This window comes from Vibrio sp. R15-SG3-ISO1B, assembly GCF_059833835.1.
Genome location: NZ_JCBDGG010000030.1, coordinates 1 through 26127 on the forward strand (window position 1 = coordinate 1; position 26127 = coordinate 26127).

Consider the following 26127-nt stretch of genomic DNA (forward strand, 5'->3'; position numbering starts at 1 on the left):
ATTTTTTTGCGGTTTGTTAACGAGGCCTACCGCACCTCGGCATGCACCTTAGACTGCAAAATTCCCGTCGAATCCTGAATCAGCCCCAAGGTTGTTGGTGCATAGTACCAGATTAGTGATGCCTGTCTAGCACTATGCGTTTAAGTGGTTAAGATTAGCGCAGCGCGCTTTTCATTACTCGAGCTTTTTGACGCTGCCAGTCGCGATCTTTGATGTCATCACGTTTGTCGTGTAGCTTTTTACCTTTTGCTACGCCGATTTTCATTTTGACCCAAGATTTAGACCAGTAGAGAGACAAGGCGATAAGCGTCATGCCTTCACGGTTGATGCGTCCGGTTAAGTTGTCGAGCTCTCGACGGCTCATAAGTAGTTTTCGCACACGAGTCGGGTTCGCCACTACGTGTGTCGATGCCTGATTTAGAGGAGTGATCGTCATTCCACTCACAAAGGCTTCACCGTTACGCATAAATACGTAACTTTCTGAAATATTGGCTTTACCTTGGCGAAGGGCTTTCACTTCCCACCCTTGTAGCTCTAGACCTGCTTCGATCTCATCTTCGATGAAGTATTCGTGGCGAGCCTTTTTATTGAGCGCGATGGTATTGCTACCCGCTTTTTGTTTTGAGTTTTTCTTTGCCATAATACGGTCATTATAAAGAGGGTTGAGTGCTTAGCAAATCCCTTTGTTTGCGCTGAGTGCAAATAAAAGTAAAATTATCGCCAGCTTGATGCCCAAGCTTAGTCGTAAGGAGTCAATATGAAGCAAGTCAGTCGCTCAGCGCTGGTATCTTTTAGTGCAGAGCAGATGTATGAGTTGGTCAATGACGTGGCGAGTTATCCCGAGTTTCTTCCAGGCTGTTCCGGTTCTCGAGTGATTGAAGAGAGTCAGGATACGATGGTGGCGTCGGTCGATGTGTCTAAAGCGGGTATCAGCAAGACATTTACCACCTCAAACACCTTGCACTTTGGCGAGGCGATCATCATGAATTTGGTCGATGGCCCATTCAAAACCTTGAAAGGGGGCTGGTATTTTACACCGTTGGATGAGCGAGCCTGTAAAGTAGAGCTTAAGTTAGAGTTTGAGTTTTCCAGCAAAATGATTGAGATGGCCTTTGGTAAAATCTTCAATGAGTTGACGAGCAATATGGTCAATGCTTTTACCGCAAGAGCGAAACAGGTGTATAACTGCTATGAGTATTGAGTCTGATATGATCCATGTTGAGGTGGTGTATGCGCTACCCAATGAGCAGCGGGTCTACACTTTGGTGGTCAATAAGTCGATGACGGTTGAGGAAATCATCAAGCAATCTGGCGTTTTGGAACGCTATCCAGATATTGACCTAACAAAAAATAAAGTTGGGGTGTTTAGTCGCAATGTGAAGTTGGATGCGACCATTCGAGACAAAGATAGAATCGAAATTTATCGACCTTTATTAGCGGACCCGAAAGAGATCCGACGCAAGCGAGCAGAACAAGCCAAAGCGGCCGGAAGCGCAGACCCAGTGACAGGGGGCAAAAAGAACCCGCTTAGGAAAGAACAGGCCTAATCAAAAAACGCTGACATCTTGTCAGCGTTTTCCATTTTTGCGCAAATAGCGCCTTAACGAATAGACACTTTATTAATTGATACTTTCAAAAAAATCGTCACTGGCGGTGAAGTCGCCAGTCACATCAACCAATTGACCATTGCCATTGAAGTTGACCACTAAGTTTTTCTGAATCGAGTCATGGTGGCCTTTAGTGTGATGGTAAATGTAGTACCAAGTGTCAGGGTAGCCATTTTCAACCAACATCGGTGAGCCCATCACATAACGTACTTGCTCTTTGGTCATACCGAATTTAAGTTTTTCTACCGCTTCTTGCTCAACATAGTTGCCCTGGTTGATGTCAATGCGATACACCAGCTTCTCTAATAATGAACAGCCAGTCAGGGTTGTGATCGCGAGTGGTAATGCGATAAGCCACTTAGTTAGTTGCATACGAGTATTCTTACTGCAGAGGGTTCTAAAACTGAGCCGATAATAAACAAGCTTGCTTGTAATGTAAAAAGCTCATCGGCATTTGAACTGTTTCAGACCATGATTTTTGAATTAGGTTGCAAATTCGAGCCAAAATTCCTGAGCTAGGGAACTTTGGCTACCTAACCTGAGCGCGATCTATTGTTGAGTCACCCTAAGCGGCGACTAGGAGCTCTTTTGCATTGGCTAAGGTTGAGTCGGTAATTTCACTTCCACCTAACAAGCGGGCAAGCTCGCTAATGCGCTGATTGCGATCGAGAACACGCATCTGTGTCTCCGTTTTACCTGCTTTAGTGTTTTTGGCAACAAACAGTTGCTGGTGACCACATCCGGCAACCTGCGGTAAGTGAGTCACACAGAGAACCTGGGTAGATTCGCCTAATTTTCGCAGCATTTTACCGACTACAGCGGCGGTTGGCCCACTGATACCGACATCCACTTCATCAAAAATGAGGCTTGGTGTGTCGACTTTCTGCGCGGTAATGACTTGAATGGCTAGGGAAATGCGTGAAAGTTCCCCCCCAGACGCCACTTTGGCAATCGGTTGAAGTGGTTGGCCGGGGTTCGTTGAGACTAAGCAGCATACTTGGTCGAGGCCAAGTGGTGAAGGATGCGCCGTATCACTGACCACATCGATACAAAACTTCGCTTTTTCCATACTCAACTCGTGCATGCTGGCTGAAATCAGCTTGTTGAGCTCTTTGGCGTATCGTGAACGTGATTTACTCAGTTTTTCTGCGTGCTCGACAAAAGTTGCAAAAGTCTGGCTCACCTCATTTTCCAGTTGCTCGAGTTTTTCATCGGAGCAGTCTAGCGCGTCGATTTGTGCCAACAACTCTTGGTGATGTTGATATAAAGCTTCAGGCATCACATGGTGTTTACGTGCGATAGACATCACTTTGGAGAATCGCTCTTCTACATAAGCCATGCGCGCAGGGTCAACGTCAATATTGTCGAGGTAGTTGCGAAGCTCATTGTTGGCTTCTTCAATCTGAATCAGGGCTTCCGCCAGCATATTAGGCAGTGCAGCCAACTTATCGTCGAGTTCTGCAAGTTGAATCAAGGACTGACTGGCTGATTGGAGAATACCAAGCGCATTAACTTCTTCACCTTCGTAAATAAGCTCAATGGCTTGTTGGCAGGTGGTGGCGAGCTCTCCGCTGTTGGAGAGGCGTTTGTGTTCTTGTTCGAGCTCTTCATATTCTTCCTCCCCTAGAGAGAGTTCGTTTAACTCTTTAATTTGGTATTCAAGCAACTGTTTTTGCGCAAGGTTAGCTGCGCTATTTTCTTTAAGTTGCTTGAAATGAATGTCCGCCTGACGCCAGAGTTGGTAAGCATTACGAGTGCTTTTGAGCAAGTGTATATGCCCAGCGTACTGATCGAGCATGGCGAGTTGGTGCTCAGGTTTCATCAATTGATGATGCGCGTGTTGGCCATGAATATTGATCAGCAGTTGTCCGAGCGACTTGAGCTGAGAGAGAGGGACTGGGCTACCATTAATGAAGGCTCGTGAGCGGCCTTCTTTGCTAATGATACGACGCAAAATGCAGTCGCTCCCATCGAGCAGGTCGTTATCTTCTAGCCATCGTGTTGCGTGAATATTGTTTTCTAGTGAGAACGCGGCACTGACTTCCGTTTTATCTTCACCTTGGCGAACCATGCTGGCTTCCGCTCTGCCACCAAGGCATAAGCCGAGCGCATCGATCGCAATGGACTTGCCTGCGCCCGTTTCACCTGTGATGGTTGTCATTCCTTTAGAGAGTTCAAGTTGTAGAGATTTTACAATCGCAAAATTATTCACACTTAGATGAGCCAGCATTTTTAGTACCTGTTTAAATGAACAATACTGTATAAGAAAACAGTATATACTGTTTCTTTATACAGTAAAGATGGTGGCAACAAATTTTGTGAGGGCGATTAAAAAAGGTTGATGTGTGTACATCAACCTTTCAAGTGTTCATCTCTATTTAGGGCCGCTTGTTAGAAAAGCTTGCTGGACCAGCCCAGTTTGTTTCTCAGCACATGATAGTAGCTGTATTCCGTTGGGTGGATAAGTTTCAGGACGTTCGGGCTTTGATAAATATGGATTTCATCCCCCGGTGAGACGGGCAACGATACTTGGCCATCACAACTGACTTCCTGTGTGCCTCGGTTATCAGGCGACACCAGTAGCTTGATACGCCGTTTTCCGTCAACGACCAAAGGTCGACTCGACAAGGTATGGGGAAACATAGGGACAAGCGAGATAGCGTTGAGACTAGGCGACAGAATTGGTCCGCCCCCAGAGAGAGAATAAGCCGTAGAGCCGGTCGGCGTTGAGACTATGATGCCATCCGCACGCAGAGAAAACGCGAAGCTATTATCGATATAAACCTCGAATTCAATCATGTGCGCAATTTGCCCGGGGTGAAGTACCGCTTCGTTTAGCGCAGCGTTGTGGCTTTTAACTTGGCCATGACGATGGACTTCCGCTTCAAGTAAAAAGCGCTCTTCTTCAATGTAGTCTCCCGCTAGCACGGTTTTCAGCGCCGCTTGAAAGTCTTCGGGATTTAAGTCCGTCAAAAAGCCGAGATTTCCTCGGTTCACACCAATGACGCGCACGTCAAAGCGCGACAGCACACGAGCGGCGCCTAGCATGTTGCCGTCACCACCAACGACAATCGCCAAGTCTGCGACGTTACCCAGCCGAATCAAACTGGCGAAATCTTGTTGCGGTAGGTCATCTAAGATCTCGCTGAGGCGATCATCGATAAGAACCTGATAACCTTCTGATTTTAACCAAGTGTACAGTTCTCGGTGCGTTTGGATAGCCTGCTGATCTCTGGGCTTACCAATGATAGCGATCACTTCAAAAGGTTTTTTCATAAGTTTTCCGCGCTAAATAGGCTTGAATCGACAATCTACATCCCCATAATAATGGCAAGTTAGCTAATTGTGCGAATTTTTTGTATTTGGTGGTGGCAAACTGAGCCGTTAAGTACAAAGAACATTGAATTCTGGAGAGACCATGAGCAACGAAGAAAACAAGATTAAAGAAGAAGAGCTTGATCAAATCATCGAAGAAGCGGAAAAAGCCGAAGCGGCAGCACAAGAAGTGGAAGCTGAGCTTGAAGAGATGGGTGATGAAAAAGACGCGAAGATTGCTCAACTAGAAGCGGCGCTACTGACAAGCGAAGCGAAAATTCAAGAACAGCAAGACGGTGTATTGCGTGCGAAAGCAGAAGTCGAAAACATGCGTCGCCGTACGGAAACCGAGATCGACAAAGCACGTAAATACGCATTGAATAAGTTTGCTGAAGAGCTGTTACCGGTGATTGATAACCTAGAGCGTGCGATTCAAGCGGCAGACGGTGAGAATGAAGCAGTCAAGCCGATTCTTGAAGGTGTTGAACTGACGCACAAAACGTTTGTCGATACCGTGTCTAAGTTTGGTTTGAAAGAGATCAACCCAGAAGGTGAAGCGTTCAACCCTGAGCAGCACCAAGCGATGTCCATTCAGGAAAGCCCTGATCATGAATCGAACACGGTGATGTTTGTGATGCAAAAAGGGTATGAGTTGAACGGACGCGTGATTCGTCCTGCCATGGTGATGGTAGCGAAGTAAACCGAAATGGTAGCGAAATAATCGCGACATTATGCGCGATAGAGTAGCGAGCAAAGCGAGGCTTCGGCCTCGCTTTGTTGTTTCTAAACAAAAATTACGATTTTTTTCATTTTGTCCCTTGAAAAGGTAATTCCAGACCTTATCTAAGGGGCATAGAGAAGCAAACATGATTATTTTTGTTTGTGAGCAAGGGTTGAAACCCGATTCTCCATCCCCACATAGGGGATATAGCACAACGAAAATAGAATTTATTCGGAGATAGCCTGATGGGTAAAATCATTGGTATTGACTTAGGTACTACTAACTCTTGTGTTGCTGTATTAGACGGCGACAAACCACGCGTGATTGAAAACGCAGAAGGTGAACGTACTACTGCATCGGTAATTGCTTACACAGACGGCGAGACATTGGTTGGTCAGCCTGCGAAACGTCAAGCAGTTACTAACCCTGAAAACACGCTATTTGCAATCAAGCGTTTGATCGGTCGTCGTTTTGAAGACGAAGAAGTTCAGCGCGACATCGAAATCATGCCATACAAGATTGTTAAGGCTGATAACGGTGACGCTTGGGTTGAAGTGAAAGGCCAAAAAATGGCAGCACCTCAAGTTTCTGCTGAAGTTCTGAAGAAAATGAAGAAAACAGCGGAAGACTTCCTAGGTGAAGAAGTGACAGGTGCGGTCATCACTGTACCGGCTTACTTTAACGATGCTCAGCGTCAAGCAACCAAAGATGCAGGTCGCATCGCAGGTCTAGAAGTAAAACGTATCATCAACGAACCGACAGCGGCTGCGTTGGCATACGGTCTAGACAAGAAAGGCGGCGATCGCACTATCGCGGTTTATGACTTAGGTGGTGGTACGTTCGATATCTCTATCATCGAAATCGATGAAGTTGAAGGTGAGAAAACGTTCGAAGTTCTTGCAACCAACGGTGATACTCACCTAGGTGGTGAAGACTTTGATAACCGCCTTATCAACTACCTCGTTGAAGAGTTCAAGAAAGAGCAAGGCATCGATCTTAAGAAAGATCCTCTAGCGATGCAGCGTGTGAAAGAAGCGGCAGAAAAAGCGAAGATCGAGCTTTCTTCGACTTCTCAAACTGACGTAAACCTACCATACGTGACAGCGGATGCGACGGGTCCTAAGCACATGAATGTGAAAGTGACGCGTGCGAAACTAGAATCTCTAGTTGAAGACCTTGTTCAACGTTCACTTGAGCCACTAAAAGTCGCACTAGCGGATGCGGATCTTTCAGTGAATGAAATCACTGACGTTATTCTAGTCGGTGGTCAGACTCGTATGCCTATGGTTCAGAAGAAAGTTGCAGAGTTCTTCGGTAAAGAAGCGCGTAAAGACGTAAACCCTGACGAAGCCGTAGCTATGGGTGCTGCAGTTCAAGGTGGCGTACTTGCGGGTGACGTGAAAGACGTACTGCTACTTGACGTTACACCTCTGTCTCTAGGTATTGAGACAATGGGCGGCGTAATGACTAAGTTGGTTGAGAAGAACACCACTATCCCAACCAAAGCGAACCAAGTTTTCTCAACAGCGGAAGACAACCAGAACGCGGTAACCATCCACGTTCTTCAAGGTGAGCGTAAGCAAGCGATGTACAACAAGTCTCTAGGTCAATTTAACCTAGAAGGCATTCAGCCTGCGCCACGTGGCATGCCACAAATCGAAGTGACTTTCGACCTTGATGCGGACGGTATTCTACACGTATCAGCGAAAGACAAGCAGACTGGCAAAGAGCAGAAGATCACTATCCAAGCGTCTGGTGGTCTAAGCGATGAAGACATCGAGAAAATGGTTCAAGAAGCAGAAGCGAACAAAGAAGCGGACAAGAAGTTCGAAGAGCTAGCGACTGCACGTAACCAAGCGGACCAAATGATTCACGGTACTCGTAAGCAAGTAGAAGAAGCGGGTGATGCGCTTCCAGCTGACGAGAAAGAGAAGATTGAAGCCGCGATTTCTGAGCTAGAAACAGCACGTAAAGGCGAAGACAAAGAAGCGATCGACGCGAAAGTTCAAGCACTGATGACTGCGGCTCAGAAACTGATGGAAATCGCTCAGCAGCAAGCTCAAGCGCAAGCACAAGGTGGCGAGCAAGCAAGCAGCGACGCTCAAGACGATGTGGTTGACGCAGAGTTCGAAGAAGTCAAAGACGACAAGAAGTAATTCTTGATTCGGACTTAACTTAACTATGATGCGGGCGTTTGAGGAGACTCTTACGCCCGTATGTTTGTACATTATGTCCATCTAACTAAAAGTGTCTTTTTGGTGTGGGATCGCTAAAATCCAGAGCCATTAGTTAGGTAGATATAACACCAAGCGGTGTTGACCGTTTGCAGTAATAAATTTGGTGACGAGAAACATGTCAAAACGTGATTTTTACGAAGTATTAGGCGTAAGCCGCGATGCATCAGAGCGTGATATCAAAAAGGCGTACAAACGCCTAGCGATGAAATTCCACCCAGACCGTAATCAGGGTGATGACAGCGCTGCAGATAAGTTTAAAGAAGTAAAAGAAGCGTACGAAGTTCTGCTCGATCCACAGAAGAAAGCCGCTTATGACCAGTACGGCCATGCAGCCTTTGAACAAGGCGGTATGGGAGGCGGCGGCTTCGGTGGCGGTAGTGCCGATTTCGGTGACATCTTTGGCGACGTGTTTGGTGACATCTTTGGTGGCGGTCGTCGTGGCGGCGGTCAAGCTCGCGCTCAGCGTGGCGCTGATTTACGCTACAACATGGAATTGACGCTTGAAGAAGCCGTACGTGGTGTGTCGAAAGAAATTGAAGTTCCTACGTTAGTCCATTGTGACAGCTGTGAAGGAAGCGGCGCGAAGAAAGGCACATCACCTGAAACATGTGGTACTTGTCATGGTCATGGCCAAGTTCAGATGCGCCAAGGTTTCTTTGCGGTTCAACAAACCTGTCCGACCTGTCACGGTAAAGGCAAGATCATTAAAGACCCATGTAATGTGTGTCATGGTCAAGGTCGTAAACAGAAAAGCAAAACCCTTAACGTTAAGATCCCAGCCGGTGTGGATACTGGCGATCGCATTCGTCTTTCAGGTGAAGGTGAAGCGGGAGAGATGGGCGCACCAGCGGGCGACTTGTATGTACAAGTACACGTGAAAGAACACCACATCTTTGAGCGTGATGGTAATAACCTCTACTGTGAAGTGCCTGTGAGCTTTGCTATGGCAGCGCTCGGTGGTGAGGTGGAAGTCCCAACATTGGACGGCCGAGTGAGCCTTAAAGTGCCAACGGAGACACAAACTGGTCGTATGTTCCGTATGCGCGGCAAAGGCGTAAAAGGTGTTCGTGGTGGTGGTATTGGCGATTTGATTGTCAAGCTTGTGGTAGAGACGCCAGTGAACCTCAGTGCCCGTCAAAAAGAGCTACTCAAAGAGTTTGAAGAGTCTTGCGGTGGCGAAGCAGCGACCAAGCACAAGCCTAAATCAGAAGGCTTTTTCAATGGTGTGAAGAAGTTTTTCGATGACTTGACCAGCTAACGCACAAGCTGAATTCAAAGCGGTAACACAGCAAAAAAGGTAGGAAACCGAAGGGTTATCCTACCTTTTTTACAAGTTGCAAGCGAAGGTGTTACAAAAACATCAGTAACGTTAGCGCAACACCGACACTCAGCCAGTTCAACTGGTTTAATGACATAGTCTTATCCGAATGTAACGCTGTAATAATGGATTTTTATGTGGCCAAACCCAAAACGATGGGAGTTCGTCAGTGGCGCGAAGGCAACGATTTAAATCTTACTGTCTCAATATTACGATTAAATTACATACAGACGATTTTTTATGCAGCCTTGCTCAATAGTCGATCCAAGGCTCGGCTCGATAGTAGACGTTTTAGCCACCAAAGCACTCGCGTTGGCGTGGTAATTCTGTAGCGGATTTTGGGTTTTTCGGACTCCAAAGCATGAACCACAGGCGCAATACAGGCAGAGGCGGGAAGAACAAAGCGGTTGCTTGAAGTATCGTTGCCAAGTCTTGCTAATTGTTGCTCATAGTGCGCACGATGCGCGCTCTCTTCCACCTTGATCCAGCGTTGAAATGCCACCAAGGCGTTGGCGCGAAATTGCGTCTCTATGGGACCTGGTTCGATGAGGCTGATGTGAATGTTGGTGTCGGCCAGCTCGAGTCTGAGTGTGTCTGTCCACCCCTCAAGAGCAAACTTGGAGGCGTTGTACGCGCCGCGATATTTCATCGCCGCAAAGCCAAGTACCGAGCTGTTTTGTACGATTCGCCCAGCGCCTTGCGATCTCATTATCGGCAGAGCCAAAGAAACAAGATGATGCCAGCCAAAAAAATTGCTTTCAAACTGGGCGCGCAGGGCTTCTGTCGGGAGATCTTCCAATGCCCCAGGTTGACCGTAGGCCCCATTATTGAACAGAGCATCAAGTCGGCCGTTGCTTAATGCTAAGGCTTCATGAAAGCCTGTTTCGATACTTTGTGGATCAGAGAGATCAAGTTGCACCGACAGCAACCCTTCCTGTTTCAATCGCTCGACGTCTTGTGCTTGACGACAAGACGCGATGACTTGGTATCCTCGCTGATGAAGGGCGTGGGCAACCGTATAGCCTATGCCGCTCGAGCAGCCTGTAATCAAAATGTGTTGAGTCATGTTTGTCGTATTTATGATCCGTTGTTAGCGCCCAACGGGCTGCAAAAGGTGTTTGAGGGCGGGCTCAAGTCGTGAATATTGGAAAGTGAAGCCCAGTTCGGTGAGCTTTTTGGGTTTCGCGCGGATGCTATCAAACAGTAAGGTCGCACTCTCGCCCATCACCAGTTTCATTACCCATGCCGGTGTACAAAGCACATGCGGCCGTCGCAGGCAACGAGCCAGCGTCTGACTAAACAGAGTATTGGTGACAGGGTGAGGCGCAGTGAAGTTGAACACGCCTTGGGCATGTTCGGTATCCAACAAGTAGACAATGGCACGCACCATATCCATCAGGTGTATCCAAGGCATATACTGCTTGCCAGTACCTATTGGGCCGCCTAATCCGAGGCGATAGGGGGGCAGCATTTTCTGCAGTGCCCCACCATCAGGACCAAGTACAATACCTGTTCTCATCAAACACACTCGCGTGTGCTGAGATTGTGCGCGCAGAGCGATCTGTTCCCAACGTGCACAGACTTGATGAGCGAAATCGTCATTGCTTTGCACTTGCAGACTTTCGTCAAACGGATGCGCTTGTTGGTCACCGTAGTATCCCACCGCAGAGCCACTGAGAAATACCGAGGGCGGCGCGGTGCTTGCGTGAATCAAGGCGACTAACTGCTCTGTCAGTTGCCAGCGACTCTCACAAATTAAGGATTTTTGGGTGTCAGTCCAGCGTTTGTCGGCAATGGGCTCTCCGGCTAAATTGATGACGGCGTCGAAGGGATTGAGATCATGAAAGTCGTCCAAACTGTCGATGAAGGAGAGATTGCCTTGTTTTAGGTGGGCGAGGACTTGCCGAGCGCGCGAGGGAGATCGGGTCAATACTGTCACTTCATGAGTGGTCAACTGCTTAAGCAGCTCTCTGCCAATAAACCCGGTTCCTCCGGTGAGCAAAATTTTCATTGCTGTCCCTTCTTTTTGATTTCTGGAATCATTATAGCGATCTCAAGCATGAATAGATCGCTCTTCACTCGGTTTGACCGCATCTTTGCTTATTGGCTCACTCGCCAACTCACAAAATGAAACATTCGTGCGTTCTATCGGGAGAGATGCCAGATTTATCACACTTAAGGATGAATTCCTTTGCCATGATAAATAGTGTGGATTTCATCGCAGCGGAGAGAGTATGGAAGCAATAAGGGCACTATTTCGTTCTTTAATGGGCAGCTTACGTGACTTACTGCCCATCATCGCTGTGATTGCTTTTTTCCAATTGGTCGTTTTGCAAGAGCCACTTCCCAACCTCCCTTCAATCGTATTTGGACTCGTGTTGGTGGTACTTGGGCTGAGTTTTTTTATTTTTGGCTTAGAGATGGGGCTGTTTCCCGTCGGTGAATCCATGGCGCAAGCGTTCGCGCGCAAAGGGAGTGTCTTTTGGTTGCTGCTGTTTTCGTTCTGTTTAGGGTTTGGGACCACCGTTGCTGAGCCTGCTCTGACGGCTGTTGCTTCAGAAGCCGCAGAAGTGGCGGCGCAAGGAGGGATGATTGCCGACAGGCCGGAGGCGATGGATGGTTACGCCAATGGCTTACGGTACACTGTCGCCCTCTCGGTGGGCTTTGCGATCATGTTAGGTGTGCTGAGAATTTTAAAAGGTTGGCCCATTCAGTATCTGATCATTGGTGGCTACATTGGTGTAGTGGTACTGACGATGTTTGCGCCGGAGAGCATCATTGGCGTCGCTTACGACTCCGGCGGTGTTACGACCTCCACCATTACGGTTCCTCTCGTCACGGCACTAGGGGTTGGGCTTGCAAGCGCGATCAAAGGACGTAACCCCATGATCGATGGGTTTGGCTTGATTGCGTTTGCCTCATTGCTGCCGATGATGTTCGTCATGGTATACGGCATGGTGGTGGCATGATGGAATGGCAACACTTTTTTCATACTCTGCTTGGTACCATCACCGATGTGGTGCCGATTGCGACCATTATTTTCGGATTCCAGTTTGCCGTGTTACGACGCCCGGTCACCAACCTTGCTAAGGTATTGCTCGGTTTTGTCTATGTCATTCTCGGCTTATCTCTGTTTCTTATTGGTTTGGAGCTTGCGTTGTTTCCGCTTGGCGAGACGATGGCCACTCAATTAACGGCGCCCAGCTTTATCGATCAGTTTCGAGACAACCTAACCGCACCACTAGAGTGGTTTGACTACTATTGGGTCTACTTGTTTGCCTTTTTTATCGGCTTTAGTACCACTATTGCAGAGCCGTCACTGATCGCCGTTGCCATTAAAGCCAATCAAGTCTCGGCGGGCAGTATCAGTGTCAATGGGTTGCGTATCGCGGTGGCGCTTGGGGTTGCGTTTGGTATCTCGCTTGGCAGCTACCGAATTGTGGTTGGCGATCCTATCCACTACTACATCATCGTTGGTTACATTGTGGTGGTGATTCAAACCTTTTACGCCCCTAAGCTGATTATCCCATTGGCTTACGACTCTGGCGGCGTAACGACCTCAACGGTCACCGTACCTTTGGTGGCCGCGCTTGGTCTAGGGCTTGCTTCTACCGTACCGGGCCGAAATCCAATGATCGATGGCTTTGGTCTTATCGCCTTTGCCAGCTTATTCCCCATTATTTCAGTCATGGGCTATGCACAAGTGACAGATTGGCTGAATAAACGCGCCAATCAGGAGGATGAAACTAATGCGCTTTAAACTCATTATTGCGTTTGTCGAAGACAGCAAAACCGATGTGGTGCTTGATGCGGCGCGCACTGCGGGCGCTACGGGGGCCACGGTCATTAATAATGCCCGTGGCGAAGGATTAAAACAGAAGAAAACCTTTTTTGGTTTGACGCTCGATGTGCAAAAGGATGTGCTGTTGTTTGTGGTCGAGGAGCACCTATCGAGACACATACTGGAGACGATCAACGAGGTTGGAGAGTTTGATCAAACCTCTGGGCAAGGCATCGCGATTCAAATTGATATTGAAGATGCGGTGGGGGTCGCCCACCAAGTAGAAACATTGACCAAAGTGGTGGAGGATGAGTTATGAACAGTCATGATCGAGTGCAAGTGCGGCATGTGATGGCCAATACTTATGTCATCATTGATGGTTTGACGACCGTCAAAGAGGGAATCCAGCTTGCGCGCCAACACCAAGTCAAAGCGCTGGTGGTTGATAAGCGGCATGAAGGGGATGAGTACGGCATTGTGCTGATGAACGACATCGCGAAAAAAGTGTTGGCGCAGAATCGCTCGGCAGAGCGGACGAACATCTATGAAATCATGACCAAGCCTGCACTCTCCGTCAGCCCTGATATGAATGTGAAATATTGCGCGCGCCTCTTTGAGCGTTTTGGTATCAGCCGTGCCCCTGTGATCGAACATGGCCAGATTATTGGGATGGTCAGTTACAACAACATTGTGATTAACGGCATGATCAATGATGACGATGTGTAGCTCAGTGCGTACAATAGCCTTATTTACGTTAAGGGTACGCATTAGGTGACAATTTTTATCGCGTCAGACATACACGGCAGCCTTCCTGCAGCCGAAGCACTGTTATCAGCCTTTTCAGCATCGGGTGCTAAGACTTTGGTGCTGCTTGGGGACATACTGAATCACGGACCAAGAAACCCGATCCCCGAGGGTTACAACCCGGCCGAGGTTGCCAGTCGGCTCAATGAGTTTGCCGCGCAGATCATTGCCGTGCGTGGCAACTGCGACAGTGAAGTGGATCAGATGTTGCTCGATTTCCCTATTATGGCCGATTACGCCTGGCTGGTCTTGGAGTCGGGCACTCGACTGTTTTTAACCCACGGTCATCTTTACAACGCGGACAAGCGTCCAGCTCTAAGCTCCAATGATGTGCTGGTTCATGGTCATACTCACATCCCAGTGGCGCAGCGAGATGGTGAACACTTTGTGTTTAACCCAGGTTCGGTGACCTTCCCTCGTAACGGCTTTGCGCCTAGCTACGGACTTTATGACGATGGCGAGCTGAAAACCGTCACTTTTGACGATGAGTGCATCGTGAGCTGTCAGCTGTAAACACGGAATATTTGAGAATAAGGCTAGTACACCTTTGGGCTACTTGGTATCACTGTGGCCCAAATCTCTTTGTGGATCAATGATGTCGCGCACTCGTTGTTTCAACACTTTTGCTTCTGGGAAGCCACTATCGCGCTTTCTTTCCCACACCATCACGCCATTGCAGTGAATTTCAAATCGGCCACCGGTGTCTGGGTGTAACGACAGCGTATCGATCTCTTCACTAAAGGTGTGCAGTAGCTCCTGGCTGAGCCAAGTGGCACGCAGCATCCAATTACATTGGCGACAGTAGTAAATATCAATGTGTGCTTTTAGCATATGTTCTCCACAAAGAAGGGAGCCGAAGCTCCCTAGAGGTATTAATTGGTGAACAGCACCGTCGAGCCGTGGCTGAGGCTGGTCAGAAGCAAGGTCTTCTCATTGACAATATCTATGCGGCGGCTTTGCTGAGCATCCATCCTGAAGATCTGTGTGATAAGCTCTAACTGCTGCTCGGAAAAGTCGCGCGTTTGCGCAGACGAGACATCTTTGAACTCACTTGGAGTGATCAGCAAGTAATTATCACTGATGTCCCACTTACCGCTTTCCGAGATATTGATGATGCTTTCTAGTGAGTCGGTATCTGGAAAAAGGCGGACGGTAGAGACGCGGATGTAAGTGTTATTAGGTAAATATTTAACGTTTGAAACCACGTCCACTTTACGCAAAGGACCGATATCTTGTTCATGGCGCATTTGGTCAATTAGGGTGACCATTTTCGATTGCCATTCACTTGAGGTGAGGATTTTCTCAATTTTGATATCACTGCCCCAGTAGAGCCAACTACTTAACGCAGCAGAGATAATGGCGAGGCCAGCGGCGATTCTATGATTCATGGGTAACTCCTACTGGCATACTCGAGAGAGATCGTCTTGCTCGGCAACAATGCGCAAGGTGATGTTTTCACCTGATTGTTGAAGAGAGTGAATGTAGTTCAAGACTAACTGATTGTTTTGGCCACCCGTAGCGATCACCTCTACAGGCGCTAAATCCCCTTGGCGTGTTTCGTTGTAGCGTTTGACGCACTGCTCGATAGAGGGCATCCACACGCTTAAATCTGGGTGGTTCAGCGGCGTTCTCACCGGTGTGCTATCGACTACTGTCAGCTCACGGAACTGCGTTTGCGCCGGTTTTGCTAGCAGGATAGCAAGGATAGGCAGCATGACGGTAATGACAAGCAATACCATCATCAAGGGCTTGTTGTTGGTTTTAGGTTTCTTGGTGTCCACCGTGCCGGCAGTGGTGTCAACGGTCTGGGACAATGACGCTGTTACATTCTCGTTAGTGTCGAACCCTGAAACGTTAGTATCTTGGCTGTCGTCCATCTCGTCGAGATCGTCACTGGTGACTTGAGGCAACGCTCTTTCAACCGGACAGATCAACTGGTAGCCGCGTTTAGGCACTGTTTTAACGTATTGAGGCGACTTGGTGGAGTCTTGCAATAGCTTTCTTAGCGTAGAAATGGCTTGAGTAAGGCTAGAGTCGTCAACTTCAAACCCTTGCTCTCGCCAGACGAAATCGTGCAGCTCGTTGCGGGAAACAACTTCATTGGGTTTTTCTGCCAATAAAAGGAGAATGCGACTTTCATTGCTGCCCAGACGAATCACCTCGTTGTCACTCTCTTTATCGGTTAGAGAGTTGGTGTTTGGGTCAAACGTGAAGCGGTTCGCGAGGTTGAACTTAGTACCTATGTTGCTCATTGAGGTTGGCCATTTCTATAAAAAGGTTCAAGTAACGTAATACGCATCCATTCGCCACCAAGCAGTGCTGATTGAACAAAACAGTGCAAATCTTGGCGTCTCTTTATGATTTATTCATTTTTAGATGTGCAAGAATAATCAAAATAAAACCAAAAAAACACTGTTTTTATGTTTTTTGACCTTGAATTTACACCCTCCACCCTCATCTTAACTGTCAGATTTAGCGCCAATATTCCTGCGAACAGGCAGGTGGCCTTGGAATAAAAAGCACCAAATGTGGAGTTATCATGAGCGAAACAGCAACGAATAACAAAGAAACTCGTGGTTTTCAGTCTGAAGTCAAACAACTGCTTCACCTGATGATCCATTCTCTCTACTCAAACAAAGAGATCTTTCTTCGTGAGTTAATTTCTAATGCTTCAGACGCATCGGATAAACTGCGTTTCCAAGCCTTGTCCAATCCCGGTTTATATCAAGGTGACGCCGAATTGGGTGTAAAGCTCTCTTTTGATCAAGAGGCAAACACGCTGACCATTTCCGATAACGGCATCGGTATGAGTCGTGATGACGTGATTGAACACCTAGGTACCATTGCCAAATCGGGCACTGCAGAGTTTTTCTCTAAGCTGTCGGAAGAGCAAAGCAAAGATTCGCAATTAATCGGTCAATTTGGTGTGGGTTTCTACTCCGCCTTTATCGTCGCAGATGCCGTGACGGTACGCACTCGCGCAGCTGGCCTGGCTGCCGAACAGGCGGTGCAATGGCACTCAGCAGGTGAAGGTGAGTACACCATCGAAGACATCGTCAAAGAACAGCGTGGTACCGATATCATTCTTCATATGCGTGAAGAGGGTAAAGAGTTCCTAAACGAATGGCGTTTGCGTGATGTGATCAGCAAATACTCCGATCACATCGGTATTCCAGTCTCAATCCAAACGGCCGTTCGTGATGACGAAGGCAAAGAGACCGACGAGAAGAAGTGGGAGCAGATCAACAAAGCGCAAGCACTATGGACTCGCAATAAGTCGGACATCTCAGAGGAAGAGTACCAAGAGTTTTACAAGCACGTATCGCACGATTTTGCCGATCCGCTAGTATGGAGCCACAACCGAGTGGAAGGTAAAAACGACTACACCAGTTTGCTTTACATTCCATCAAAAGCACCATGGGATATGATGAACCGTGACCACAAATCGGGTCTTAAGCTGTATGTGCAGCGTGTGTTTATCATGGATGATGCAGAGCAGTTCATGCCGTCATACCTGCGCTTTGTACGCGGCTTGATCGATTCCAACGATTTACCACTCAATGTGTCACGTGAAATTCTTCAAGACAACAAGGTGACCCAATCCCTACGTAATGCGTGTACCAAACGTGTTTTGACCATGCTTGAACGCATGGCTAAGAATGACAGCGAGAAATATCAGTCATTCTGGAAAGAGTTTGGCTTGGTGCTCAAAGAGGGCCCAGCTGAGGACATGGCGAACAAAGAGAAAGTAGCCGGTTTGCTGCGTTTTGCGTCTACGGAAGTGGACTCGGCAGAGCAAACGGTTGACCTCGCTTCTTACGTTGAGCGTATGAAAGAGGGCCAAGATAAGATTTACTACCTCACCGCAGACAGCTACGCGGCGGCAAAAAACAGCCCTCACCTTGAGCAGTTTAAGGCCAAGGGCATTGAAGTTATCTTGATGTATGACCGCATCGACGAGTGGCTGATGAACTACTTAACTGAGTTCGATGGTAAGCAGTTCCAGTCCATTACGAAAGCGGGTCTCGATCTTAGCCAGTTCGAAGACGAAGCGGAGAAAGAGAAACAAAAAGAGACCGAGGAAGAGTTTAAGTCGGTTGTCGAGCGCACTAAGGCTTACTTAGGCGATCGCGTGAAAGAGGTTCGCACCACCTTTAAACTCGCATCGACGCCAGCGGTCGTTGTTACCGATGATTTCGAAATGGGGACACAGATGGCCAAACTGCTGGAAGCCGCAGGTCAAGCCGCGCCAGAAGTGAAGTACATCTTTGAACTTAACCCAGAGCACGCGCTGGTTAAGCGTATGGCGGATGAGGCCGATGAGGAAGCCTTTGGCCGTTGGGTCGAGGTACTGCTTGGTCAAGCCATGCTGGCAGAGCGTGGTTCGATGGCGGACCCGTCTCAGTTCCTTGGCGCCATCAATACCCTTTTGACTAAAGGATAATGGCATAACGTCGTGCAAAAGCCCGTATCTTACGGGCTTTTTACGTCTATTGGTTCGAATCTGCAGGAAGTTGTGAGAACCTTGCACTCAAAATGCATAAAAACTCATGATGTTGCAGGCGAATGTGAGTGTTTAAGCATTCTTTAGTCGTAATAGGCGCGTTGCGCCTAAATTGTATGATAGAATGCCAACTTGAAACCGATCAAACAGGCGTGTAATGTGCACGCCTGTTTTACTGTTTATTATGACAGTATCTATTGTAAACCGTGTTTGTATGAGGACGTTGTCCATTGTGCCTTGCAAGACGCAACGGCTGATTATGACAACCGTTATACCGAAACTTACCGATGATCTGGCTCCAAGTGGCAAGCCGCTGTGAGCTTCGGTATAAACCATTATTATCTTAAGAGGATTTAACATGCGCATCATTCTTCTAGGTGCTCCAGGTGCAGGTAAAGGCACACAGGCTCAATTCATCATGGAGAAGTACGGTATTCCACAAATCTCTACTGGTGACATGCTGCGTGCTGCGATCAAAGCAGGGACAGAGCTTGGTAAGCAAGCGAAAGCTGTGATTGATGCTGGTCAACTAGTATCGGATGAAATCATCCTGGGTCTTATCAAAGAGCGTATCGCTCAAGACGACTGTGAGAAAGGCTTCCTTCTAGACGGCTTCCCTCGCACTATCCCTCAAGCGGATGGCCTGAAAGAGATGGGTGTTGATGTTGATTACGTGATTGAGTTTGATGTCGCTGACGATGTGATTGTTGAGCGTATGGCGGGCCGTCGTGCTCACCTAGCGTCAGGCCGTACTTACCACGTTGTGTACAACCCACCAAAAGTGGAAGGTAAAGATGACGTGACGGGTGAAGACCTTGTGGTTCGTGATGACGACAAAGAAGAGACCGTTCGCGCTCGCTTAGGTGTCTACCACGATCAAACTGCGCCACTGATCGAATACTACGGGAAAGAAGCGGCAGCAGGTAACACTAAGTACTTGAAATTCGATGGTACTAAGCAAGTGGCGGAAGTGAGCGCTGATATCGAGAAGGCATTAGCATAATAGGCAATACCTATTATCATCACTTTTGTGAAATTTGTTATAGTGAAGCGACCTAATCAGGTCGCTTTTTTTATATTTCTCTTGAACTTAACGCGGCTAGGCAACGTATCTTTCAGACAATTAAGACTGGATTCAACACAGGATCGGCGGACTCTATGCAGAATAAAAAACAACAAGGTGTGCTATTGGTCAACTTGGGCACACCCGATGAACCTACCGCACCAGCCGTGAAGCGCTTTCTAAGTCAGTTCCTTCATGATCATCGCGTCGTCGACATGAGCCGCTGGCTGTGGTGCCCTATTTTACATGGTGTGATATTGCCCATTCGCTCGCCCAAAGTCGCCAAGTTATATCAAAGCGTTTGGATGGAAGACGGGTCGCCGTTGATGGTGTACTCTAAGCGCCAAGCGGCGCGTCTGGCTGATTTTTTATCGATGCCAGTGGAGCTTGGCATGACTTATGGCAATCCTAGTCTGCAATCTGGCGTTGAGGCACTGCTTGTACAAGGCGTCGAAGAGATCATTGTGCTGCCTCTTTACCCTCAGTATTCCGGCACCACCACTGGCGCGGTCAACGATGGCTTAGCGAAAGCCTTTAAAACGATGCCCGTGTTACCCAATTATCGAATGCTGCGCGACTATCACGATCATCCTCTGTATATCAAAGCGCTGGCGGCCAGTGTTGAAGCCTCTTGGCGCCAACATGGGCGTGGGGATTACTTGCTCTGTTCGTATCATGGCATCCCTAAACGCTACGCTGATAACGGTGACATCTATCCACAGCACTGTTTGCGAACCACTGAGCTTTTGGGTAAGGCGCTGGGATTAACCAGTGAACAAATTGGCACCACGTTCCAGTCGCGCTTTGGTCGAGAAGAGTGGCTTCAGCCCTATACGGACAAAACCATTGAACAGTTACCGAGCGCTGGCATCAAAAAGCTCGATATTATGACCCCCGCCTTTTCTGCCGATTGTTTGGAAACCTTAGAGGAAATTTCCGAGCAGTGTCGAGAGTTGTATGAAGAGCATGGGGGAGAGCAGTTTAATTTTATTCCTTGCCTCAATGATGATGAGCTGCATATCGAGATGATGGCAGCCTTAGTTCAAGGAGAATGATGAGAGGCGATGTTAAGCCAGCCAAGAGCCTGATATGGTCTTGGCTGGCTTTTTTGTATCTCGTGTCAGCTGCCTTGATCGTGACTGACTCACTTTTTACTCTTTCGCTTCATAATGACGGTATTCAAATACCTGCCCTTGCTCATTGAACGCATACACTGAATAGGCGTCGCTTTTCTCTCCATATTCCATACCGGGTGAGCCCATCGGCATGCCTGGCACCGCTAATCCTTTTGCCCCTTTGGGAGGGTTGGCGAGAAACGCTTGAATGTCACTGGCGGGGATGTGGCCTTCAAATACATAACCGTCGATTTCTGCGGTATGGCAAGAGGCAAGCTGCGAGGTAATACCGAGCTGTTCTTTAATTGGGTTCATGTTGTCATGCAGTACTTCTTTGACGGTGAACCCTGCCTGCTCCATGTGTTTGGTCCACTCACTACAACAGCCACAGTACGGCGATTTATGGTTGACCACATCGGCCGCCAGTACCTGCGGCGCTATAGTGAGTAGGGCGGTCAACATTGAAGTTTTCAGCAATCTGTTCATGAGCGATCTCCAAGCTGAGTTGAGGTTTTAAAAAGTCGAAGTCGATTGGCGTTGCTGACAACAGTAATCGACGATAAAGCCATCGCTGCGCCAGCAATGACGGGGCTGAGCAAGAAACCAAAGAGTGGGTATAACACGCCAGCGGCGACGGGAATGCCCAGTGAGTTATAGATGAAAGCACCAAATAAGTTCTGTTTCATGTTTTTGAGAGTGGCTTTAGAGAGCTCGATGGCCTGCACCACCGCCATCGGCGAGGCGTTGAGTAACGTCATTTGCGCGCTTTCAATTGCCACATCACTGCCACTGCCCATTGCAATACCGATGTCTGCTAAGGCGAGCGCGGGTGCATCGTTGACGCCATCACCGACCATGGCGACACGTTGACCGCGCACTTTCAGTGACTCAATATGCTGCGCTTTTTGATCTGGCAGCACTTCGGCGATGACGTCATCAATACCGAGCTGCTTTGCGATGGCGTTGGCGACATGGGCGTTGTCTCCAGTCAGCAGCACAGGGGTAATCCCCATATTTTTTAAAGTGGTTATCGTTCGCGCGGAATCAGGTTTAATGCCATCGGCGATCGCCATCACACCGACAACCTGCTCATCCAAAGCAATAATGATTGGCGTGTAAGCCTGGTCAGCCGCCCGTTTAATGTCTGCGTCGGCGAGGCTAAGATCCCAGCCTTGTGCCTTGGCATAGTTGAGAGAGACAGCACTTAGAGATTGCTTTTGATAGTGTCCGGTCACCCCTTGTCCGCGTAGGTTAGTGAAGTGTGTGATAGGCAGCGGTGTGATGTGTGATGCTTGGGCGTAGTGCACGATCGCTTTTGCCAATGGGTGTTCCGAGTGACGTTCGATACCCGCGCTGAGACCTAAAAGCGTCTCGTCATCGATATGGTAGCGGGCGTGAAACTGCACTTCAGGTTTACCTTGCGTCAAGGTGCCCGTTTTATCAAAGACGACCGTATCGATGCGACTGGCCGACTGCAACACATCCGCATCTTTAATTAAGATCCCTAGCTCCGCCGCTTTGCCAATCCCAACCGTCACAGACAGTGGCGTCGCAAGGCCGAGCGCACATGGACAGGCGATAATTAATACTGTGGTCGCCGTGACCAGCATATAGCTGGCTTTGGGCTCAGGGCCAACAAAGAACCAGACCGCGGCCGCAATCAGAGCAATCGCGACGACGATAGGCACAAAAACGGATGAAATCTGATCGGCCAGTTTGGCAATCTGGGGTTTACTGCTTTGCGCGTCTCTGACTAATTTGATGATTTTTGCCAGCATGGTTTGACTGCCTACGCTGGTGGCTTGATACAGCAAGCTACCATCTTGGTTCAAGGTACCGGCATGTACGGTGTCACCGCTGCGTTTGAAGACTGGGATCGGCTCACCGGTAAGCATTGACTCATCGACATAGGACTCCCCGTCAGTGACAACGCCATCGACCGCGAACTGAGCCCCAGGCATGACGCGCAGCATCATACCTTGGGTGATCTGGTCGATAGGGATGGTTCGTTCACCTTGCTCGTCGACCAACAGCGCGTCGTTACTTTGCAAATTGATCAGTGCTTTAAGCGATTGGGTAGTCTTGGCTTTCGCTTTCGCTTCAATATAGTGGCCGAGCGAAATCAGGCCGATAATCATGGCACTGGCTTCAAAGTAGACGTGTCTTGAGGCAACAGGGAACCACTGTGGCATGACAACCACAAGCATCGAAAAGAGCCAGGCAGCGCCAGTGCCCAGAGCGACTAAGGTGTCCATGGTCGCTCGTTTATGGCGCAGTGCCGCGATAGCGTTAACAAAAAATCCTCTTCCTGCACTCGCCAGTAGCGCAAAACAGATCAAGCCAACAACGCCCCACGCCCATTGGTCGCCGCGGTTTTGGATCATCATACTGCCACCGAGAACACCCCATAGCATGAGCGGCGCTCCGACGATTAAACCGGCCAGTGCGCTACGCTTGTGCTGCGCTTGCTGCTTTGCCAAATTTGCCGCTTGCTCGTCCTGCTGGGTGTTAGGATCGGCGATATGTGTGGCTTGATAACCTGCGCTCTGGCTCGCTTCTACAAGATCAGCCAGTATCTGTGCGCTTTCTCGTTTGCTGGATACTGAGGCGGTTTGCTCGGCTAGGTTAACGCTGACTCTGTTCACGCCCTCGACGGAGAGTAAGGCTTTTTCCACTGAGCTGACGCAACTGGCGCACGTCATCCCTGAAATAGCGAAATAGAGGCGGTGCTCATTACTATCTCTTTGCGAGGTGCTCTGCGGTTCATCGCCACTCTCCTTGATAGGCTCTTCACTGATAGGGTCTTCACTAACTGTGTCTTCCAATATGAGCGGGGAGTCTTCAATCGGCACTGCGTCGTAACCCATCTCTTGCACTAGGGCGGTGATCTCGTCTGCTGTGAGTAGACCGGTCACGGTGAGCTTGGTGGTGGAGATATCGACATCACCGATAGATGGATGGGATTCGAGCGCCGTTCGCAGCTTGGCGACGCATCGGCCACAGTTTAGCCCTGAGAGTGAAAACGCATAGCTTGTTCCTGATTGATAGCCTAAAGATGCCACCGTTTTCGCCAGTTCGCCATACGGGACGTGACTTTCGACTTCAATGTGTTTTTTCGATACGTCGAGGACGGTGAGCGCATGATGCTCTATCAGCGCTCGCTCTACTTTGCGTGCGCAGCCCATGCAACTCAAACCTTGTAATGGAATATCAAATCTGTACATAGCGACGGCCTTTCACTGTCATTCGATGTGAGTTCGATAAGCATAAACCTTCCCTCAGGGGAAAGGTCAAGCATTGGAGCCCGAATGACGTCAAATTCGTTGAAATCAACGTATCAAACAAAATCAGTGACTTGCATCAAGTGAGATCGTGTTCACCCTTTTTTTACTATAAATATAAAGTGAGCTAAATAAACGCAAATAGGCTTTGACGGCGTTAACAATCTCACCGCTTTGCAGGGAGAAAAAGCTCAAAATTGCCGTTTTTATCGCTTTAGGTTTTTATTAACCCATTGAAATATCGTTGATTTAGATATTCTCTCAATGACAAATTTGAAGTGAGTCGAAAAATAATTTGGTTTGTTTTTTGAGGCGAAAAAAGTTTGCCAAGATGAGCCCGTCCATAAAGAGTCCTCACCACTGTGAATTCATCAGCGCGGTGGTGAGGCAAGAGAAAAATTCAAAAAATGACTATATAGGGGTTAATCTTATGTCTCACTTTAAAAAAACGTTTCTTAGCGCAGCGGTTGCTGCGGCGACTCTGACTGCGGGCGCTGCACACGCTTACATGTTAGGTGACCCAAATGATGCCAATGTTGAAGTGTATGGTGTGGTCTCCATTTCAGCGGTGGATTACGGCGCATCGAATGATGCAGGGCCGGATGCAGGCTGGGCACTAGAGAATGAAACGCGTGTTGGTTTTCGCGCTGCGAAAGTGATGACGGACAGCGTCACGGCATTTGCTCAAGTGGAATCGGGTTGGGTTCTGGATGACGGCGCTAAGCTCGGCAACCGTGATACCTTCGTTGGCCTACGCGGCGATGATTGGGGCTCCGTGCGTTTTGGTCGTATGTTGACACCTATGTATGAATTGGTGGACTGGCCATACTCAGCATCGAACTTAGGCCGCACATTTGACCGCGCATGGCGAAGCGGTGAGCGTTACCATTTTGACCGTAAGAGCCAAATGTTCCGCTACGATTCGCCAGTGATCGGTGAGATGGTGAAATTTAGTTTAGCTGGTGGTAACGGTAGCGAAAATCACGAAGATTCGAACTTCTTTGGTGGTTCTATCTCTGTGACGCCAATGGATATGTTGACCCTGCATGCGGCGTTTGAAACCGCAGAAGGAACGACGTTTGAAGGTGGCGAATCTGGCATTTGGGATACGAACAACCCAGATCCAAATGGTCAGCCTTCATGGAAACCAGGAATTGCAGCATCAATTGGTGACACTGATGCGTACTTTGTCGGTTTTGAGCTTCGTCCACTCGACAACTTCAACCTCTTGGGGGCGTACAAATCTGGCTCTTACGACTCGACCAACAATGGTGGCGGCTACGGCTACAAAGAGCGTGAAATCGACGCTTACTCCATTCAAGCGAACTACTACTTTGGCAATGCCAATATTCGTGTCGGCTACGCGGATCAAACCGGTAAGCAAGATGGCCGAAAAGATAAGGATCTGGATTCTACCTCTATCAGTGGTGAATTCGGTTACTCATTTAACTCTGTCTACACCTTCGTTCGTTTAACACAACAAGACGACGCAGCGTTTGATGACGATTTGATGATTCGTATCGGTACCGAATGGGTATTCTAATTTAGAGCAAGAAAGGCAAGGCGGGCTCTGTCCGCCTTTTGTCGTTTTTGTACTTTTGCCACTGCTATGTGTTTGCCATTATAAAAATAGAGGAAAGATCGTGATGAGATCATTAACGCTGCTTAGTTTGTTTATCTGTCAGTCACTGTGGGCCAGCGTGCAATTGACGACCGAGGGGCGAGTGGAGGTATTAGCGCTCAACTCAACCGATACCATCGTTCATGTTAAACCGGGTGAATGGCAACTGCCCAACGGCACCAATCAACTGTTAGTGCGAGTCAGTGGGATGATTGACACCAACGGAGGTAAACAGAAGTTTAATGGCTTACCTCTAGTGGTCACATTTGAGGCGCACGATCAAGCGGTGACTATTGCAGAACCCTTTGTTATCCGCGATCAAAGAGGGGTAGAGCGGTATAAACGGGCACCGAGTGTCCATCTACACGTCAATGGCCAGCCTTTGCCGTATCAATCCGATGAAATCTACGACCAAAGTTTTTCTCTGACCAAAAATTACGATGAAATGTTAGCAAGCTACAACGAACTTGGTGATGGTAAAGCGCAGCTACGCACCTCAACATTAAAATCAACTGCGACAGCTGCTACGTCTCCAGCGCCATCCGACGTTGTTCTAGAAGCGACGCCGAGTTTGACGGATAAGGAGGAATCGAGACGCACATCGCGGTTGCAACATGATTTTCTCACGCTTCCAGCCTCAGAACGCCAAGAGTTTCTCTCCTGGGCAGTAAAACACATTAACCACGGATTGTAGATTTACATATCGGTGGTAAAATAACGCGCAATTTTGGCGTCACACTCCTCGCAAACGGAAGGCGGC

At 48.4% G+C, this 26127-nt stretch carries 26 protein-coding genes and 1 other RNA gene; 15 read left to right on the top strand and 12 right to left on the bottom strand.

The genetic code is table 11. The features are described 5' to 3' along the window. Both ssrA and smpB read right to left on the bottom strand, forming a co-directional pair. Positions 1-87: a transfer-messenger RNA gene (gene ssrA / locus AC6R0S_RS08665) on the bottom strand; the annotation flags it as partial. Between the two features lie 67 nt (positions 88-154). Further along, on the bottom strand, positions 155-640 hold the full coding sequence (gene smpB, locus AC6R0S_RS08670; RefSeq protein WP_334551285.1) for an SsrA-binding protein SmpB: 486 nt from the start codon (positions 638-640) through the stop codon (positions 155-157). A 117-nt stretch (positions 641-757) separates the two neighbouring features. Between smpB and AC6R0S_RS08675 the strand changes: the two genes are divergently transcribed. Both AC6R0S_RS08675 and AC6R0S_RS08680 read left to right on the top strand, forming a co-directional pair. Then, positions 758-1201 carry an SRPBCC family protein gene (locus tag AC6R0S_RS08675; RefSeq protein WP_500637730.1) on the top strand — a complete coding sequence of 148 codons (444 nt, stop codon included), beginning with the start codon at positions 758-760 and terminating at the stop codon, positions 1199-1201. Next, complete coding sequence (locus AC6R0S_RS08680) at positions 1191-1547, top strand: RnfH family protein (protein ID WP_500637731.1); 357 nt, start codon at positions 1191-1193, stop codon at positions 1545-1547. Before AC6R0S_RS08675 ends, AC6R0S_RS08680 begins: the two co-directional genes overlap by 11 nt. 72 nt (positions 1548-1619) lie before the next feature. Here the strand turns inward: AC6R0S_RS08680 and bamE are convergent, their stop codons facing one another. The 3 genes from bamE to nadK all read right to left on the bottom strand — a co-directional run bounded on the left by bamE (position 1620) and on the right by nadK (position 4883). Further along, on the bottom strand, positions 1620-1979 hold the full coding sequence (bamE, locus tag AC6R0S_RS08685; protein WP_334551279.1) for an outer membrane protein assembly factor BamE: 360 nt from the start codon (positions 1977-1979) through the stop codon (positions 1620-1622). Positions 1980-2172: 193 nt separating this feature from the next. Then, positions 2173-3837, bottom strand: coding sequence for a DNA repair protein RecN (gene recN / locus AC6R0S_RS08690; RefSeq protein ID WP_500637732.1), 1665 nt, complete (start codon positions 3835-3837; stop codon positions 2173-2175). Positions 3838-3998: 161 nt separating this feature from the next. Beyond that, complete coding sequence (gene nadK, locus AC6R0S_RS08695; protein ID WP_334551276.1) at positions 3999-4883, bottom strand: NAD(+) kinase; 885 nt, start codon at positions 4881-4883, stop codon at positions 3999-4001. Between the two features lie 142 nt (positions 4884-5025). Between nadK and grpE the strand changes: the two genes are divergently transcribed. The 3 genes from grpE to dnaJ all read left to right on the top strand — a co-directional run bounded on the left by grpE (position 5026) and on the right by dnaJ (position 9138). Then, the gene (gene grpE / locus AC6R0S_RS08700; protein WP_334551275.1) at positions 5026-5622 is read left to right on the top strand and encodes a nucleotide exchange factor GrpE; all 597 of its coding nucleotides are present in this window, start codon (positions 5026-5028) and stop codon (positions 5620-5622) included. Positions 5623-5888: 266 nt separating this feature from the next. Then, positions 5889-7799, top strand: a complete 1911-nt coding sequence (dnaK, locus tag AC6R0S_RS08705; RefSeq protein ID WP_500626179.1) for a molecular chaperone DnaK — start codon at positions 5889-5891, stop codon at positions 7797-7799. 196 nt (positions 7800-7995) lie between these two features. Beyond that, positions 7996-9138 (top strand): molecular chaperone DnaJ, encoded by a 1143-nt coding sequence (gene dnaJ, locus AC6R0S_RS08710; RefSeq protein ID WP_500630476.1) that lies wholly within the window; start codon positions 7996-7998, stop codon positions 9136-9138. 298 nt (positions 9139-9436) lie between these two features. On the opposite strand, the gene AC6R0S_RS08715 is transcribed toward dnaJ, so the two are convergent. Then, a complete protein-coding gene (locus AC6R0S_RS08715) occupies positions 9437-10264 on the bottom strand; it encodes an SDR family oxidoreductase (protein ID WP_500637733.1) in 828 nt (275 codons plus the stop codon). A gap of 24 nt (positions 10265-10288) precedes the next feature. After that, on the bottom strand, positions 10289-11209 hold the full coding sequence (locus AC6R0S_RS08720; RefSeq protein WP_500637734.1) for a TIGR01777 family oxidoreductase: 921 nt from the start codon (positions 11207-11209) through the stop codon (positions 10289-10291). Between the two features lie 223 nt (positions 11210-11432). On the opposite strand from AC6R0S_RS08720, the gene AC6R0S_RS08725 reads away from it, so the two are divergent. The 5 genes from AC6R0S_RS08725 to yfcE are packed head-to-tail and all read left to right on the top strand — an operon-like array spanning position 11433 to position 14296. Beyond that, positions 11433-12167 (top strand): DUF1538 family protein, encoded by a 735-nt coding sequence (locus tag AC6R0S_RS08725; protein WP_500637735.1) that lies wholly within the window; start codon positions 11433-11435, stop codon positions 12165-12167. Next, positions 12164-12958, top strand: coding sequence for a DUF1538 domain-containing protein (locus AC6R0S_RS08730; RefSeq protein ID WP_500637736.1), 795 nt, complete (start codon positions 12164-12166; stop codon positions 12956-12958). The genes AC6R0S_RS08725 and AC6R0S_RS08730 overlap by 4 nt, the downstream gene beginning before the upstream one ends. Next, positions 12948-13298, top strand: coding sequence for a P-II family nitrogen regulator (locus AC6R0S_RS08735; RefSeq protein WP_334551262.1), 351 nt, complete (start codon positions 12948-12950; stop codon positions 13296-13298). The genes AC6R0S_RS08730 and AC6R0S_RS08735 overlap by 11 nt, the downstream gene beginning before the upstream one ends. Continuing rightward, positions 13295-13705 carry a CBS domain-containing protein gene (locus tag AC6R0S_RS08740; protein ID WP_500637737.1) on the top strand — a complete coding sequence of 137 codons (411 nt, stop codon included), beginning with the start codon at positions 13295-13297 and terminating at the stop codon, positions 13703-13705. The genes AC6R0S_RS08735 and AC6R0S_RS08740 overlap by 4 nt, the downstream gene beginning before the upstream one ends. A 45-nt stretch (positions 13706-13750) precedes the next feature. Then, the gene (gene yfcE, locus AC6R0S_RS08745) at positions 13751-14296 is read left to right on the top strand and encodes a phosphodiesterase (RefSeq protein WP_500637738.1); all 546 of its coding nucleotides are present in this window, start codon (positions 13751-13753) and stop codon (positions 14294-14296) included. A 39-nt stretch (positions 14297-14335) separates the two neighbouring features. On the opposite strand, the gene AC6R0S_RS08750 is transcribed toward yfcE, so the two are convergent. From AC6R0S_RS08750 to AC6R0S_RS08760, 3 genes are read right to left on the bottom strand one after another with little or no spacing between them, the layout of a single operon-like run. Beyond that, the gene (locus tag AC6R0S_RS08750; protein WP_487903508.1) at positions 14336-14614 is read right to left on the bottom strand and encodes an Rdx family protein; all 279 of its coding nucleotides are present in this window, start codon (positions 14612-14614) and stop codon (positions 14336-14338) included. Between the two features lie 41 nt (positions 14615-14655). Continuing rightward, positions 14656-15171: a regulatory protein ToxS gene (locus tag AC6R0S_RS08755; RefSeq protein ID WP_487903509.1), complete on the bottom strand. Its 516-nt coding sequence runs from the start codon at positions 15169-15171 to the stop codon at positions 14656-14658. Positions 15172-15180: 9 nt separating this feature from the next. Beyond that, complete coding sequence (locus AC6R0S_RS08760) at positions 15181-16035, bottom strand: winged helix-turn-helix domain-containing protein (protein ID WP_500627875.1); 855 nt, start codon at positions 16033-16035, stop codon at positions 15181-15183. A 287-nt stretch (positions 16036-16322) separates the two neighbouring features. Here AC6R0S_RS08760 and htpG point away from each other — a divergent pair, with 287 nt between their 5' ends. From htpG to hemH, 3 genes are all read left to right on the top strand, one after another. Then, positions 16323-18227, top strand: a complete 1905-nt coding sequence (gene htpG, locus AC6R0S_RS08765) for a molecular chaperone HtpG (protein ID WP_500637739.1) — start codon at positions 16323-16325, stop codon at positions 18225-18227. Positions 18228-18645: 418 nt separating this feature from the next. Then, a complete protein-coding gene (adk, locus tag AC6R0S_RS08770) occupies positions 18646-19290 on the top strand; it encodes an adenylate kinase (protein ID WP_334551248.1) in 645 nt (214 codons plus the stop codon). 155 nt (positions 19291-19445) lie between these two features. Then, entirely contained in the window at positions 19446-20405 is a 960-nt protein-coding gene (hemH, locus tag AC6R0S_RS08775; RefSeq protein ID WP_500626171.1) for a ferrochelatase, read from the top strand. A 96-nt stretch (positions 20406-20501) separates the two neighbouring features. Here hemH and AC6R0S_RS08780 read toward each other — a convergent pair whose 3' ends face one another. Then, on the bottom strand, positions 20502-20951 hold the full coding sequence (locus tag AC6R0S_RS08780) for a DUF411 domain-containing protein (RefSeq protein WP_487903513.1): 450 nt from the start codon (positions 20949-20951) through the stop codon (positions 20502-20504). After that, a complete protein-coding gene (locus AC6R0S_RS08785; RefSeq protein WP_500637740.1) occupies positions 20948-23689 on the bottom strand; it encodes a heavy metal translocating P-type ATPase in 2742 nt (913 codons plus the stop codon). The genes AC6R0S_RS08780 and AC6R0S_RS08785 overlap by 4 nt, the downstream gene beginning before the upstream one ends. A gap of 487 nt (positions 23690-24176) precedes the next feature. Here AC6R0S_RS08785 and AC6R0S_RS08790 point away from each other — a divergent pair, with 487 nt between their 5' ends. Both AC6R0S_RS08790 and AC6R0S_RS08795 read left to right on the top strand, forming a co-directional pair. After that, on the top strand, positions 24177-25289 hold the full coding sequence (locus tag AC6R0S_RS08790; RefSeq protein ID WP_500637741.1) for a porin: 1113 nt from the start codon (positions 24177-24179) through the stop codon (positions 25287-25289). A gap of 103 nt (positions 25290-25392) precedes the next feature. Beyond that, a complete protein-coding gene (locus AC6R0S_RS08795; RefSeq protein WP_500637742.1) occupies positions 25393-26061 on the top strand; it encodes a DUF2057 family protein in 669 nt (222 codons plus the stop codon). Positions 26062-26127: the final 66 nt, after the last annotated feature.